Source organism: Bradyrhizobium sp. USDA 4502 (assembly GCF_054063355.1).
Genome location: NZ_JBSSGF010000001.1, coordinates 1888602 through 1903650 on the forward strand (window position 1 = coordinate 1888602; position 15049 = coordinate 1903650).

General features: G+C 58.9%; 13 protein-coding genes. 10 read left to right on the top strand and 3 right to left on the bottom strand.

The features are described 5' to 3' along the window. Positions 1-1371, top strand: coding sequence for an HlyD family type I secretion periplasmic adaptor subunit (locus tag ACVW1B_RS08255; protein ID WP_456821481.1), 1371 nt, complete (start codon positions 1-3; stop codon positions 1369-1371). A gap of 124 nt (positions 1372-1495) precedes the next feature. After that, complete coding sequence (locus tag ACVW1B_RS08260; RefSeq protein ID WP_456821482.1) at positions 1496-1975, top strand: hypothetical protein; 480 nt, start codon at positions 1496-1498, stop codon at positions 1973-1975. 352 nt (positions 1976-2327) lie between these two features. Here ACVW1B_RS08260 and ACVW1B_RS08265 read toward each other — a convergent pair whose 3' ends face one another. From ACVW1B_RS08265 to ACVW1B_RS08275, 3 genes are all read right to left on the bottom strand, one after another. Then, positions 2328-3359 carry an acyltransferase family protein gene (locus tag ACVW1B_RS08265; RefSeq protein ID WP_456821483.1) on the bottom strand — a complete coding sequence of 344 codons (1032 nt, stop codon included), beginning with the start codon at positions 3357-3359 and terminating at the stop codon, positions 2328-2330. 30 nt (positions 3360-3389) lie between these two features. Beyond that, the gene (locus ACVW1B_RS08270) at positions 3390-4547 is read right to left on the bottom strand and encodes a glycosyltransferase family 87 protein (RefSeq protein ID WP_456823013.1); all 1158 of its coding nucleotides are present in this window, start codon (positions 4545-4547) and stop codon (positions 3390-3392) included. 469 nt (positions 4548-5016) lie between these two features. Beyond that, positions 5017-6087: a hypothetical protein gene (locus ACVW1B_RS08275; RefSeq protein WP_456821484.1), complete on the bottom strand. Its 1071-nt coding sequence runs from the start codon at positions 6085-6087 to the stop codon at positions 5017-5019. Between the two features lie 450 nt (positions 6088-6537). Between ACVW1B_RS08275 and ACVW1B_RS08280 the strand changes: the two genes are divergently transcribed. The 8 genes from ACVW1B_RS08280 (at position 6538) to ACVW1B_RS08315 (ending at position 15040) form a co-directional block, all read left to right on the top strand. After that, positions 6538-8034 (top strand): hypothetical protein, encoded by a 1497-nt coding sequence (locus ACVW1B_RS08280; protein WP_456821485.1) that lies wholly within the window; start codon positions 6538-6540, stop codon positions 8032-8034. Between the two features lie 470 nt (positions 8035-8504). Next, positions 8505-8717: a hypothetical protein gene (locus ACVW1B_RS08285; RefSeq protein WP_310884952.1), complete on the top strand. Its 213-nt coding sequence runs from the start codon at positions 8505-8507 to the stop codon at positions 8715-8717. A gap of 374 nt (positions 8718-9091) precedes the next feature. Next, positions 9092-9607 carry a prepilin peptidase gene (locus tag ACVW1B_RS08290; RefSeq protein ID WP_375166985.1) on the top strand — a complete coding sequence of 172 codons (516 nt, stop codon included), beginning with the start codon at positions 9092-9094 and terminating at the stop codon, positions 9605-9607. A gap of 1 nt (position 9608) precedes the next feature. Continuing rightward, positions 9609-10574, top strand: a complete 966-nt coding sequence (gene cpaB, locus ACVW1B_RS08295) for a Flp pilus assembly protein CpaB (protein ID WP_456821486.1) — start codon at positions 9609-9611, stop codon at positions 10572-10574. Then, complete coding sequence (locus ACVW1B_RS08300) at positions 10574-11773, top strand: AAA family ATPase (protein ID WP_456821487.1); 1200 nt, start codon at positions 10574-10576, stop codon at positions 11771-11773. Before cpaB ends, ACVW1B_RS08300 begins: the two co-directional genes overlap by 1 nt. Continuing rightward, the gene (locus ACVW1B_RS08305) at positions 11770-13212 is read left to right on the top strand and encodes a CpaF family protein (protein ID WP_456821488.1); all 1443 of its coding nucleotides are present in this window, start codon (positions 11770-11772) and stop codon (positions 13210-13212) included. The genes ACVW1B_RS08300 and ACVW1B_RS08305 overlap by 4 nt, the downstream gene beginning before the upstream one ends. After that, positions 13209-14141, top strand: coding sequence for a type II secretion system F family protein (locus ACVW1B_RS08310; RefSeq protein WP_456821489.1), 933 nt, complete (start codon positions 13209-13211; stop codon positions 14139-14141). The genes ACVW1B_RS08305 and ACVW1B_RS08310 overlap by 4 nt, the downstream gene beginning before the upstream one ends. Beyond that, on the top strand, positions 14138-15040 hold the full coding sequence (locus ACVW1B_RS08315) for a type II secretion system F family protein (RefSeq protein WP_456821490.1): 903 nt from the start codon (positions 14138-14140) through the stop codon (positions 15038-15040). The genes ACVW1B_RS08310 and ACVW1B_RS08315 overlap by 4 nt, the downstream gene beginning before the upstream one ends. Positions 15041-15049: the final 9 nt, after the last annotated feature.

The window sequence follows — 15049 nt, forward strand, 5'->3', positions numbered from 1 at the left end:
ATGTCGTTGCTTGATCTTGCCGACCTATCGATGCGCCCCGGCACTGTTCCAGGCCGTAGAGAATCTGTCAGCAAGCATGGAGCGCCAAACGATTCCATTCGCAACATTGCGCTGGCGGGCTGGCTGATCATCGCGATCTTTTTCTTCGGTCTCGGTACCTGGGCGGTTACCGCGCCTCTCAACGGGGCCGTGGTCGCCAACGCGGTCGTGAAGGTCGATGGCAACCGCAAAAGCCTCCAGCACCTCGATGGCGGCATCGTCAAGGAATTGCATGTCAGGGAAGGCGACAGGGTGCTCGCAGGCGATCTGCTAATCGTTCTGGACGAGACCCAGGCTCGCGCCGAACATGAGGTGCTGACGCAGCAATATGCCGTGCTGCGGGCAACGGAAATCCGGCTGCTGACCGAGCTTGATCATGGCTCACGGCTTGTCATACCGCCAGATCTGAAGGCGCGCTCTGACGATCCCTATTTCAAGAGCGTCTGGAACGGACAGGTCAGTCAGTTTGATACCCGCCGGGCGTCGCTCGAAGGGCAAAGAAGCGTCGTTCGCGAGAAGATCAATCAGCTGGGCTCGCAGATCGTTGGCTCGGAAGCGCAGGTGAAGTCGTTCACCAATCAAATCGATTCAGTACGCAAGGAGGCCAAGGATATCGCTCCGCTCGTTGAGCGAGGGCTGATCGCCCGTCCCCGCATCCTGCAGTTGGAGCGGACGGCGTACGGTCTCGAAGGCCAGATCGCCGATGCGAACGCCAACATCGCCAAAGCTCGCCAGGCGATCGCCGAGCAGGAGCAGCAGATCGCCCAGTTCGACAACGATCGGATGACAGACGTCACCAAGGATTTGCGCGATACGCAAGCCAAGCTCCTGGAGGTCATCCCGAAGGCGACGAACGCCAAAGCCGTGCTCGGCCGGATGGAAATTCGTGCTCCCTATACCGGACGCGTGGTTGGGCTGAGCGTGTTTTCGGTAGGAGGCGTGATCCAGCGCGGCGACAAGATCCTGGACATCGTGCCCGACGAGGATTCGCTGACTATCGAAGCGCAGGTGGCGGTCGAGGATATCAGCGACGTGCATCCGAACACGCGCGCGGAAGTTCACCTAACCGCCTACAAGCAGCGGATCGTCCCGATCATTCATGGCGACGTCATTCAGGTCTCGGCGGACCGCTTGACGGATCCCAAAACCAACAATCCCTACTATACGGCCTTCGTTCGGATTGATCAGAACGAATTGGCTGGCATGCCAAACATTCGGCTATATCCGGGAATGCCGGCAACCGTGATGATCCCGACGATTCAGCGAACTGCGTTTGATTACATCGTGGGGCCACTCATTATGTCGTTCAACCGTGCGTTCCGGCAGAAGTGACCGCACGAAGGTGGCCTCGGAATCGTTCAGGTCGGTCAGGCAGCAGAGGTGGTGGGCTACCACGGCCGCAGCGAGCTGATCGACAGCTACACTCACCGCTGGCGCCCGCGCCCATGGCGCGCCAGTGACCTGGCCGAGTGCGCCGCCGGATCTGAGCGACACTATCCGGTGTGCGCTCGTTGCCCCGCTCTGTGTCATGCCGGCCAGATGCGGGCTGCGCGCCAGGCCATCGAGGAGACGGCGGAGCCGAAGCCTGAGCGCAGCGGTCAACCTGAACGGCGCCCTCGCGGGCTGCCGCTGCGCCTTTTCTGACCAGATCGCACAGGCGGTCGGGCGGGCCTTATGCGCAATCAAGGCGACCGACCTCGTCCGTCCGCTGTTGCCGTTTCCTGAACTGCTCGACCGCGAGAATGCCCTGCGCAAGGCACTGGCCGAGCAGGTTCAGACAAGAACGATGTCCCTGCTCGAGTGCAACATCCAGATCCAGAAGCTTCATTCGCAGCTCCTCGAAGAGGAGCGCAGCAGGCTATCGGCCGCGCCCACGGACGGGAGCAAGCCGCCGCTGGCGGTCACGCAGTGGCGGCAATCCAATGGGGAGACTTGAGGCCGGCTCAGAGGCGATTCCGGGACGTGTTATTAAGTGGAAGGCCGTATGTCCGACTCTCCTTGTGAGGTGAACGTGATGATGATTGCCTCGACGCCGGTGCATGGTGGATGCTACCTGGTGGACACTTTGGCGAGACTGGCTGTGGCACTCTTTCGATCTTTGTTACCCGATAGAGAGAGATTGGATCAGATCCGGCAGCTGCAGGATCGATCCGGGACCAATAATGGCTAAGAAGGGGCGCAAAAGTATCGGCCCGCGATGCGCTGGACGAAGTGACGCGCGCCGTTGAACTTAACGAGCCGGGTAACCTCCAAGGGTCGGCGTTGCCATGCCTGGCGACGCGGGTTTTTCATTTGTGCTTCGTCTCAACCACAAACCCGTCCGGCATGTGCGTCGGCGCGCCGACGCGGCTGCTGGGGTGATCATCTGAGCTTCGCATGACGAACCGTCTTTTTGCGTAGCCGATCAGCGGCGCCTCGACGATGCGCCAGCTTATTTCCGCCAGCGCGCCGACTATCGCAAACGCGACAACGGCAGACCACGTCTGTCCGGAAACTGCACTATAGACGAGCATGTGGAACAAATAGAGTGCATAGCAACGTCGGCCCATCCAGATCAGCGGACGAAACATCACCTGCGCGTCGGTCGCTGCGGCGGACATGACCGCCATGCAGCATATCAACGACGCGACCGATAGGGGTGCGGTTGAGCCAAAAAGCGCGAAATGGAAGATATCGCAAAGCGGTGGAACGAGCGCCAAGGTCGCCCATGCGACGCGGCTACGGCAATATTCGCGCATGAAGCAGGCGATCAACACTCCGCCAAATAACTCATCCAAGCGACCGGGTAGCAGCACCACCCATGATGGATGGGGAAGATAGGCACCAAACAGCCAGCGCGAAGGCGGAGCCAATAATGCGCCGCACCATAATACGCGGATCAGCCATGGGCGCGGTAGCCAGAAAACCAAAATCGGGAGCACTAAATAAAACTGTTCCTCGACGGCGAGTGACCAGGTCACGAACGTCGGATCATGTACGGGATAGCCGAATTGCACCCACGGCACCTGCTGAATGAAAAACAGATAGTAGGCCCAACGATCGGGTGGAGCGATCAGCAGCAGGAGCCAATACAACGGCAGGATGCGAAACGCGCGTCGTACGTAGAATGATGAGAAGAAGTCGGGCTGTTCACGACTATCCAGCAGAATGCCGCCGATCAGAAAGCCGCTGAGAACGAAGAATAGGTCAACGCCGAATTCTCCAAGCCTGAAGCCGAAGTAGTGGTGGGCGATCACCAATGAAATCGCAAGTCCGCGGAGCGCATCAAGCGGCTCAGAACGGTCTGGCTGAACGCTTCGTTCCGGGGCCAAATTGTTCACGAAAAATCCGTCCAAGCTGTGCAATAGCCATCAATCTACTGCTGGCACTTCACACTTGCCTGCCGCTGCAAGCGAACTCCTGTGCGGCAGAGTTGCGCGTCTCCAGATCAGTACCAGCAAGAACATGACGATTTCCGGACTTAACGGCACATATGCAAATCCAGCCAATCGGGCAATCAATGGCAAAGTCCAGGCGCAGGCGAGAATGGTCTTCTCGTATGGTCGAAAGCCGTCTTCGAGGCCCTCGGCTGCCAAAGCCGCAATTGGCAAGGACAAGAGAACAAAATCGTAGTCCAAAATAAATGGCGTGCCCAGCAAGATCGCGGCACCTGTCGCTCCTGCGCGCAGACGTATCGACGCGACACTGCGCCAAATCATCCAGAGTAATATAGCAGCCGAAATGCTAAATGCAGCTTGTATTGAGTAGGCTAGATTGATCCCGCCTCCAATGAGGCGAACGGCTGAGAACGCGCTTTGCATCTTGGCAAAGCCCGTTAAACCCTCTTCCAGCCACAACCGAGAGAGGGGGACAGTTGACCAAAACTGACGCCATATTTCAGGCCCGAACAGTTGCGTCGCTGCAGTTGCTATGGCGCAGACCGAAAATGCGGCGCCAAGCGCCATCCTCCAATTTCCCCGGGCAAAGACCACAACGGCAAGCATAGGTGCAAGCTGCGGTTTGAAGCATAAGGTGCCAAGGAGCATTCCGGCGGCAGTCGGGTATCGATCCGACATAAGCAAGCCTGTCCCAACTATCGATGTCGATAGAAACGCGTTCTGACCGTGAATTATGTTTATTAGAACCGCCGGGAAGCAGAGTACCGGGACAATGGAGTCGGGTCGCGAGATGAATCTCCGGACTGTGGCGATATATACCACGCCGGTTGCGGCAAGCCAGGTGAACAGAGAAATTAGGTAAGGTAGAACACCGAGGGGTGCGATAATTAAAAGGGCGGGAGGGGGATAAAACCAAGCGGCCCACACAACGCCCTTTCCGAAGAAAGCCTCTTGCGCCGCATAATGCTTGATTGGGTCATATGCATCGCCCGCGTTCCCGGACAGCACGAACCTGGAGGCCGCCCAAAAGCTAGCGAAATCCGTTCCAATCGGTTTCCCGCGAACGTCAAGGTTGCTATGTCCTGACAGCAGGTAGGCCACTGACAGAACCGCGCTTATCGTCAAAAACATCGTCGGGTACAACTGAACGCGTTTAGCGGTCAGCCATACGCCTGAGCTGATTATCGACAAGATTGGCGTCCATAACCGAGAAGGGGAAGTAGCCTATTCGTGCAACCCATTATTGCAACCAAAATCTGAGTCAGCCGTACCCGCTCTACGTGCTCGTACGGCCGCTGTTGTCATTTCCCGAATTGCTCGATCGGAACGTCTTTGCGCAAGGCACGGTAAAGAAGGTTCAAAGAACTATAGCTCAGCTCGAACGAAGCGCTCAGATTCAGAAGGTTCATTCACGGCCGGCCGTCGAAGAGCGCAGCAAGCTATTGCCAGCGCCGGCAGACGCCGGCAAGCACTGCTAGCGGTCACCCAGTGAGGACAATCCAACCCGAGGAGTTTCGTAGCCAGCCCGGAGAGCACTCCGGCATCTTTCTTTGGCAGGAGCCATCATGCGAAAGGCAGTGGGTGGCTGGATTCGTCGATTTCAGAAATTAATTTGCTTAGATGTGTCGGAAAGTCGGGACAGAGCCGAGGGCCGCCGGGCGACTGCATCGTAAACAGCAGGGATCGACCAAGGGAGCCCGAGCATGAGCAAGGGGGTGTAGAGCGCTCCCCAATAATCGTTAAATGGCTTGCCGACCACAGCAAAGATGCAGAGGTAGGTCGTCACGGTGACGGCGGCTCTAAGCCCATCACGCCATGCAAAAAGTCCGAGCAGCGCGGCCGGCAAGAGGGCGGCCGTTATCCATAATGGCGTCAGATTGAAAAGACCGTTGAAATGTGCGGTCTCGAGGACGAACCTGAGCCCACCAAACTTTATCCATCCGTCTGGATAGGCGCGATCGGTAGGTGCGATATGTCGCAGGACCTCGACCCAATGCCACGCAAAATACACGAAGTAAGCCGAAAGTCCTATAGCCCACCCGAATAATTCTCGCACATTCATTCGATACGCTGCAAAGGCAACGCAGATCAGGATGTAAGGTGCGGCCAGTTCTCGGGTAAAGAGTGCTGCCAGCGCGGCCAATAGACCGACAAGCCATTGGCCGTTGCCATAGTTGACCACGGATAACAATATCAACGCGCCCGTTGCCACTTCTGACATTACGATACCTCGATCGCCGGCCAATAGAATAATGCTAAAAAAAATCCCGATAATCGCAGGTATTGCTAGTGCTATGCTGCCTTGTGCGCGGATCATCCGATAAGCGAGAAGAAGCGTCATTGACGTAAGGACCGCCAGCAACTTTTGCGCCCAGACGATGGACGGCAGTAGGGAGAGAAGTTCAATCCAGGCTGGGGTTCGCCAATTGAACACTGAGCGCGTGCCATAGCCGTGCGCCAGAAGAATTTCGTGAGCCGCTTCGTAATAGCCGGCCCCACCGCGCATGAGCGCTAAGATATCTAGATAAGCGTCCGGATCCGTATATTTGGGAAGGACCGAACTCGTGATCGGCGCCGTTTCCGCAAGAACGACGAGCCACAACGCTGAGATGAACGCAACTAGAACGATAATCAAGGCGGTTCTTTGCGGCATAATCGCGAATCGTGTCATCATTAGATCTCTCAAAGCCATCAAGAGAAGATGCCGGGGAGCACTTTCGATCCACTTACGGCAGCGAGAGTAAAACGGTCGCAAAGTCGGTCAATGGTACGGGAGGCTCCCCCTCCCTAGAAGAATGGAGGATGGACTACAATATCAACAGACCGCACACAAACGGGCTCACTCCGGCCTAGTTTGCAATCCGTCCGGTCCGAGCAATCTTGTAAGGGAGGGCGAGTTGGTGAGTTAGATTCCGCGCCCCGAGACCAAGCTCAACTTAAGAAGGCGCTCTTACCAGCTCCGCACAGCCAAGACTTCGGTCGCGTAGTGGCGACAATCCGCCCGGAGGTCGTCGACCCAAAGCCGATGCCGCGAAATGCCTTTGAGACGGACAATTTTGGCAAGCGCTGGGATGCGCTCGCATGTCGTAGACGGCGCTGATCGGTAGCGGAGGATAGAGGCATGCGTTCAACCAGTCATCCGCCTCAGAATAAGGAGACCGGGCCGAGCGTGCCTGCGCACAGCGATTACCTTCGGCCTTGGTTGCCGTTCATATTCGCCGTTACTGCCTATCTGACGCTTATCACCAGGAGCGCCAACTTATTAAAGGATGCAGACATCTATTGGCACATAGTTGTCGGCCAGTGGATTGTTGATCATCGTGCCGTGCCTCACAGCGATCTGTTTTCCTTCACGATGCGCGGTGCACCCTGGATAACCAGTGAGTGGCTATCAGAAGTCCTTTACTTCGTGGCGTACAAACTGGCCGGATGGACGGGGCCCTTGATTCTAGCAGCGCTTGCAGCCTCGGTCGCGTTCTACTTGCTTGCGCTCCTGCTTTTGAAGAGGCTGCCCAACATACCCGTCATGATTATGCTGACGGCCGGAATCGCGATAACGTCGTTCCATGTATTCACTCGGCCGCACGTCCTGATCTTTCCCTTGATGGTGCTGTGGGCAAACGCCCTGGTCGAGGCGAGCGAACAACGACGGGCTCCTTCCTTCGTATATCTCCCGCTCATCACTCTCTGGGCGAATCTACACGGAAGCTTCACGCTAGGCTTGGCGTTGATTGCGCCGTTCGCCCTGGAGGCGCTCTGGACCGCAGATAAATCCGCTCGCGCGACGGTCGCGGTCCAATGGATTCGATTTGGTATACTGGCGCTTTTGGCTGCCTGCATCACCCCGTATGGGCCGGAATCGATACTGGTCATTTTCCGCATTTTGCGCCTTGGAGCGACTCTTTCAAAGATCGGGGAGTGGCGACCGCTCAACTTCGGCGACTTGAATGCCGTCACGCTGTGTCTCATCGCTGGCCTTGCCTACGTGCTGTACAGCGGGCTCAGGCTGCCTCCGATCAGGATCGCAGCGCTCCTGGCGGTAATTTATCAGACGCTCTCCCACGTCCGGTATGCGGACGTCCTCGCACTGGTTTCGCCATTCTTCATTGCAGGTCCGCTGGCGCAGCACCTCTCTTGGCCCCAGTTGCAACACAGTCGAAAAGTGGTCCCCCCGACAAGGTCAGCGATTTTTACGGCGATTACGGCCCTGGTCATCGCCAGTGGCGTGGTCATCGCGGTGATGGATATCACGCCGCCACTCATGCCGCGCGCTGCAGTCGAAAAGCTCAAGGAACAGAGGGCCGATCGCGTTCTCAATGATTACTACTTCTCCGGATACCTTATCTTCCAGGATGTTCCGGTGTTCATTGATTCACGAGCTGAACTATACGGTCCGACCTTTCTCAATCGTTACGTGCGCGCAATTTCGCTCGATGACGTTGCGGATTTCGTCAGGTTGCTCGACGAGTACAAAATCGACGCAACGCTGCTGTTCCCATCAACTGCGGCGGTGGGGCTGCTCGATCGGCTGCCGGAGTGGAAGCGGGCTTATGCCGATGACGTAGCCGTTGTCCACGTCCGACGTACGCATGATGTAGGCGCGGACACCATGAAGTAGACGCGCTTGCTGCGTTCAAATACTCATGGTCGTCGTGGGCACCACGGCCAGCGATTTGGATATCGTTCGAAGCTCCGCAATCGGATGCGAGCAAGCAATTGCTTGGCGGAGTTGCCATCGAGGCGGGTGATCCTGCGCATAAGCAAGTGGAGTTCCTGGCAGAAGTTCCCGCTGCTTTGTGCACGGCGCAGTGTATTCGTTCGAATCCGGGAATGCGCGCACCGTATTCGCACGGACCGGTGCGCCCGACGTTGAGAAGCGCCAGGAAATTCCGAGTTAGTTCAAGGAATTCCGGTCGATGCCTGCGCGACATCTGCTCCATCTTGAGTCGGCGGCGGCCGCACCGGTAGGGTTAATAAACGATTACCGGATGACAGCTATCTCACGATGGATTATAAGTAAAATTGAAGTTGGCACCAGATTTGCCCGCCAACTTGTGGTGTAAATATTATAACGAGGGATTTTGTCCTATGCTCAAGTATTATATCAAGTCCGCTGAAGCCTTTAAGCGTCTCCGCGCCGACCAGGATGGCGTTGTGTCGTTCGAATACGTGATCGTCGCCGCTTGCATTATCGTTGCGGTCGGCGCCGCGTTCGGCCTGAGTGGCAGTGGTGCCCTTTCGAGCGGCTTGTCGTCTGCGATCAGCGCCGTCGTCGCGAAGCTCACCTCCGCTGTTAGCTAAGACAGTTGATACCGGGGCATTGGAGTAACCAATGTCCCGGTATTCCACAGCATCTCTTTGAAATGGATTGTCGCCCTTCGCGTCAAGAAGGCGGGATTCCAATGCTGAGGCTTTTTGCCCAAATTGTCGACGTGCCGAGTCGCTGCAGACGGGCTCCAACCGCGTCGTGTCGTTTCGGCATGTTATTGTTGTCGGCGCTGTGGATGCTGTGTTCTTGGCCAGTGGTCCCGTCAAGGAGAAGTTGATCGACGGGCAGCGCCGCTGTGAGTACCGCGGTCGGAGGTTAGTGAAGTCACCCGGTTCGTGCGGTACAGGGATTTGCCATCGGCGTTTTCTGAGGCAGGTTGGTTGCTATTTTTTAGTCGTTTTTAGGCATGTGTTTGATGAGCTGGATTGTTCCCGTAGCTTCGGTTTTGGAAATCCTGTTGTTGCTGTATGTGGCAACGATCGACATTGCGACGCGACTGATCAGCAACGAGATTTGCCTGGCATTGGCGTTCCTTGGGATCGCCGCTCAATTGCTCGCGCCGATGCAGCTTGCCCAAGCGCTAATCGTCGTTGCTATTCTTTTTCTGGTTCTGCTCGTCATCTACCAGCGCGGCATGATCGGCGGCGGCGATGTCAAGTTGCTCGTCGCTTTGGCGATCGGTCTGCCGCTGACCGGCGTGATCCAGCTGTTGACCGCGACTGCGCTGGCCGGCGGCGTTCTCGCCGCTTTGCATCTCATGATGCGTCGCCTGCCGCAACCTCGGCTCGCGCCTGCCGGATCGTCTCTGATACGTCGCGTCTATGCAGTCGAGCGCTGGCGCCACTTGCGGCATGCGCCGTTGCCCTACGGGGTCGCCATCGCAAGCGGCGGAATCTGGACCATTTTGAGCAAAGGATTCTGACATGTCATCCGCCCTGCGCGTCTCGATCATCATGGTGCTGCTGCTCGCGACGACGGCGCTCGGGCTCATCGCCTACAGCATGAACCAGCCAAAGGCGCCGGCTGCGGTGGTCGCGGCAACTGCACCGGCGCCGACCGGGCCCGCCACCGTCGGATATTTTGTTGCGTCGCATCCGCTTTCGAAAGGCACATTGGCGCGGGACGAGGATTTCACCGTGCGCCAGGCGATGCCCGACCGCGTCCCTGCCGGAGCGATCCTTGAGACGCCCGACACCAAGGCCGGACTCCCCGGCTCATTGGTTCGGAAGTTCGTCGACGCCGGCAGCGCCATTACCTTGGATGACATTCTTCGTCCGAAGGATCGTGGCTTCCTCGCCAGCGTTCTGGCGCCGGACAGCCGCGCGATCAGCATCAAGGTCGACGAGGAGACCGGCGTCTCCGGGCTGATCAGGCCGGGCGACAATGTCGACGTGGTTTTGACCCAGGTCTTCGAGAAGGCGGATCCGGTGCGGCGGGCGGTCAGCGAAACCGTTCTATCCAACGTGCGCGTCATCGCGATCGACCAGGAGATTGCCCAAGGCGGCCGCTCCGTCAGCAATGCCGTTGCAGGCAAGACGGCGCAGACCGTTTCGCTGGAGCTCAAGCCGGAACAGGTGAAGCGGGTCGCCGTTGCAAAGCAGCTTGGAACGCTGTCGTTCGTCGTCCGGGCTGCGGCCGAGCAGTGGGACAAGGCCGACACCGGTGTGACATCCAGTTGCGACGTCTCGCCGGAGCTGGCGCGCCAGAGTGCGGTCGCCGGCCAGAGCACGACGGTGGCGATCTATTCCGGCACCGGAGTCAAGCAATACTCGGTCAGGAAGCAGGACTTGGACGACGACGCCCGCGCGGGCTGCGACGTGCCGTCCGAACTCGATCGTCAGACCACAGCGGCAGCGAGCGACGTCGGCAAGGGACCGGAGAAACGTTGATGAGTGCGAACATGGCAATGGTCGAACCAGAAGAGACGACGTCCCTGGTCGCGCGCAATCGAATCGTCTGCTTCGTCAACGACGAGCTGAGCGCTGCGGCGCTTCGCAAGGGCCTCGACGGCAGCAACCTGGTGATCCGGCGTGGCACCATCCGTCATGCGACACGTATGCTCGAGACCGACACCGATCTGTACGCGCTGGTGACGGACATCAGCGGGATGGATGATCCGTTCACTGAACTGGAGCGCCTCGCCAGCGTCTGTCCGCCGGATGTGAAGGTGGCCCTTATCGGCGACAACAGGGAGATCACCTTTTACCGCGAGCTGATGGATACCGGCCTTACCGAATATCTTCCGACGCCGATTACCCGGGACATGGTGCTGGACCAGCTTCGTCCGAAGCTGATCGGCGATGTCGCGCCCACTCACAATGATCGCGGCGGGCACGTGGTGTCGATCTGCGGCGCGCAGGGCGGCGCCGGCGCAACCAGCGTCGCGATCAACCTAGCGCTGCAACTGGCCGAAACCACTAAGGCCAAGGTGGCGCTGCTCGACCTGCATTTGCAAGGCGGCGAGACCGCGGTGATGCTGGGTGTTCGCCCTGGACCCGGCTTGCGCATTGCCCTTGAAAACCCGATGCGGGCCGACACGCTGTTTCTCGAGCGGGCGGCAATCGAGGTCAACGATCGGGTTTGCCTGATTTCCGGCGACGAGGAGCTCGATGCGAAGCTCGAGATCACCGAAGCGGGCGTGCGGCACGTGCTGGGTCTGCTCCGTCAGCGATTCAACTACGTAGTCGTCGATGTGCCGGTGCCGTTCCCGGCATCGATCTATCCGGTCATTCAGATGTCCCGTCATGTGCTGGTGCTGCTGGAAGCTGAGGTAACCGGCCTGCGCAACGCCCATGCGCTGCGCAACGCGGTCACCAACATCGCGGGCAAGGATCGGGTGTTTACCCTGCTCAACCGTGCCGACCGCGCCGGCGGCCTCCCCAGGGCGACGATCGTCAAGGCGCTGGGCGCCGAGCCGGACATGATCATCCCGGATCTCGGCAAGGGAATGACCCAGGCGGTCAATCTCGGCGTTCCGGCGCTGAAGCACGTATCCAGGCTGCGGCGTCACCTCGCCCCGATCGTACGGGAGATCACCGGCGTCGGCTCCATGAAAAAGGCCGGGTGGAAGAGGTGGCTCGGGCTATGAAAAAATTCGGCAGGCGCGCAGACGATATGCCGGTGCGGATGCCTGGAGCGGTGCTGGTCGCACCGCCAGCGGCACCAAGCGCGCAGCCGGTCCCGCCGCCTTTGCCGCTGGCGGAGCCTAGCATGGGGCCAGCAGCGCCCAGCCCGTTTGCGTCGGCGCCGAAGCATGAAGAGCCTTCGCACCATCCGGTGATGTCGGCGTCCCTTCGCGAACGAGTAATCGAGCAGATCGAGCCGGCGGTCGCCACGACCGTCTCCCGCGACGTGCTGCGGCGGCAGATCGAGGAAATCATCCACGGTATCGCCAACCAGGAGCGGCTGGAGCTGTCGGGCCGCGAGCAGCTCTTTCTGGCGGAGGAAATCGCCGACGACATGACCGGCTACGGACCGCTTCGTCCGCTGCTGCTCGATGAGACCATCAACGACATCATGATCAACGGTCCGAGCAACGTGTATGTCGAGAGGGCCGGCAAGCTGGAGCGGGTTGCTGTCCGGTTTCGCGACAATGACCATATCGCCGCCGTCGCACAGAAAATCGCCTCGCAGGTCGGCCGCCGCGTCGACGAATCCAGCCCGATGGTCGACTGCCGCCTGCCGGATGGCAGCCGCGTCAACATCATCCTGCCGCCGCTGGCCATCCATAGTCCCTGCATCTCAATACGCAAATTTCCGAACCGGCGCCTCAACATCGCCGGCATGATCGAAAACGGCACGATGACCCCCGCCCTCGGACAGCTGTTGGAGATTGCCTCTCGCTGCCGGCTCAATGTCCTGGTCTCCGGAGGCACGGGTTCGGGCAAAACGACATTGCTGAACGCTCTTAGCCAGTTCATTGACCACAGCGAGCGCATCGTCACGATCGAGGACGCGGCCGAACTGCAACTGCAGCAGCCGCATGTCATCAGCCTGGAAACGCGCCCGCCGAGCCTCGAAGGAACAGGACAGGTGACGCAGCGAGATCTACTCTGGAACGCGCTGCGCATGCGTCCGGACCGGATCGTGGTGGGCGAGGTGCGCGGCGCCGAGGCGTTCGACATGCTGCAGGCGATGAACACCGGGCACGATGGTTCAATCTCAACGGTGCACGCCAACAGCACCCGCGATGCGCTGACACGCGTCGAAAATATGGTTCAGATGGGGCAGGTCAACCTGCCATCGCGAGCGATCCGGGCCCAGATCGTAGCCGCGCTAGATCTTATCGTACAGGTCGAGCGCATGCGCGACGGCCAGCGCCGCATCGTCCAGGTCAGCGAGGTGATCGGGCTGGAAGGCGAAGTGGTCACCACCAATGACATCGCGTTGTTCGAATACAAGGAGGAGGACGTCCACGGACGGATATCGGGCACCTATCGATCAACCAACGGGATCCCGAAGTTCAAGAGCCGTCTTGTCTATTTCGGGCTCGACCGAGCCTGGGCGGAGGCTATGAGGCAGCTATGACTCTGACGTCCCTCACTCTGATTGTGCTGGCGCTCCTGATAGGCGCGACTTGCATTACGCTGTGGCTCGATGCGCGGCAGCGTCGGATGGACCGTCAGATCGAGATTGCCCTGCCGATGTCTCATGTGGCTGGCTTGCCTTCGATACGCCGCGCGGAATCGACTTCGCGTTGGCAGGTTCTCCAGCGCTTCGCCAACTATTTGCCCCACATCGTCTACGTCGTGCATCCGATCTATGTGCTTTTCGTTGGCGTCGTAGCCGCGGGAGGCGTCGTCTATGCCAACCGTCTGGTGGGATTTTCCGCGTTCACGGTATCCGTCGTGGCGGCCGTCGTTGCCGTCCTGGTGGTGCGCGGGCTCTTCGGATGGCAGCGACATCGCTTTACCTATCTGCTTTTCCGGCAATTGCCCGACGCGATCCAGCTCGTGACAAGCACCGTCCGATCAGGTCTGCCCGTCCATGAGGCATTTCGCACCATCGCTCGTGAGATGCCACAGCCGACATCTGGGCAGTTTGCGATCGTATGCAGTGAGCTAAACGTCGGGAGGGCGCCGGAGGAGGCGGTGGAAGCTATCTATCGGCGAACGCAAGTGCCGGAATATGCGATGTTTGCGGTGACGCTCGCGGTCCAGTTGAAGTCCGGTGGCAGCTTGGCAGAAACTCTCCAGAATTTGGGGGAGACCGTAAGCCAGCGGGTTGCGCTGGCTGCCCGCGCGAAGGCTCTTGCCGGGGAGGTAATTTTCTCTTCCCGCGCGCTTTCAGTGTCGCCCCTCGTTGTAGGTGGGGTGATGTACCTGGTCAGTCCGAAGATGATCGATCAACTGTTCTATGATCCCACCGGAAACGTGCTTCTGGTCTACGCTGTGTGTTCAGTGCTGATGGGGCACTTTGTCATCCGCTGGATGGTCAGAAGGGAAACCTCGCTATGACTGCCGGTCTTGAGATCGCGGTCGTCGCTATATTTGCCGCAGCGGCGACATTCATGTTGATCATTCGCGAGGTGCATATCCGCGCCTTGGACACGCGAGTATCGAACGCGGTTCTCGGCATTCCTGACCGATCGAGCCCATCCAAGGACCTGGTCGGCTGGCTCTCGTCGATCGGCGCACGCTACCGCCGTCTCTATGCCGACGGGGACATCGAGCAACTGCGAGCGGTTCTGCAATCTGCGGGATTCAATCATCACCGGACGCTTCCGATCTGGATCGGTCTCAAGATCGTTTGCATGCTTGCTTTTCCGATCCTGACTTTCTCCGTAGCGCAAATCCTTGGAGATTCGCTCAGCGGGGTGCTTGTCTTCACGCTGATCGGCGTGGTGATCGGAATCATGGGGCCTCGCCTGATCCTGTGGCAGCTTAGGCGCCGGTTCGACAAGTCCGTTCGGGCAGCTACGGCGGATACGATTGATTTGCTGGTCGTCTGCAGCGAAGCCGGCATGGGCCTCGAGAGTGGGCTGGAGCGTGTCGCAGAAGAGATGAAGGAGGCCAGCCCTGCTATGGCTCAGGTGCTGCGCGGCCTTCTGGATGACCTCCGGGTTTTGCCAAACCGCATCGATGCCTTCGAGAAATTGGCAAACACGTCGGAGGGCCTGCGTCGTTTCGGCACCATGGTCAGTCAAAGCCTGCAATACGGAACGCCGCTGAGCCAGGCGCTACGCAGCATCGCGGTCGACCTTCGGCGGGAGCGGATTACCAAGCTTGAGGAAAGGGCGCACAAGCTCGGCGCCAAGCTAACCATTCCGATGGTGTTGTTCCTGCTTCCGGCGATGTTCGTCATTCTTGGTGCAAGCCCGTTCTTGCACCTCATAAAGGCATTCAAACAGATCTAGTTACGGTGA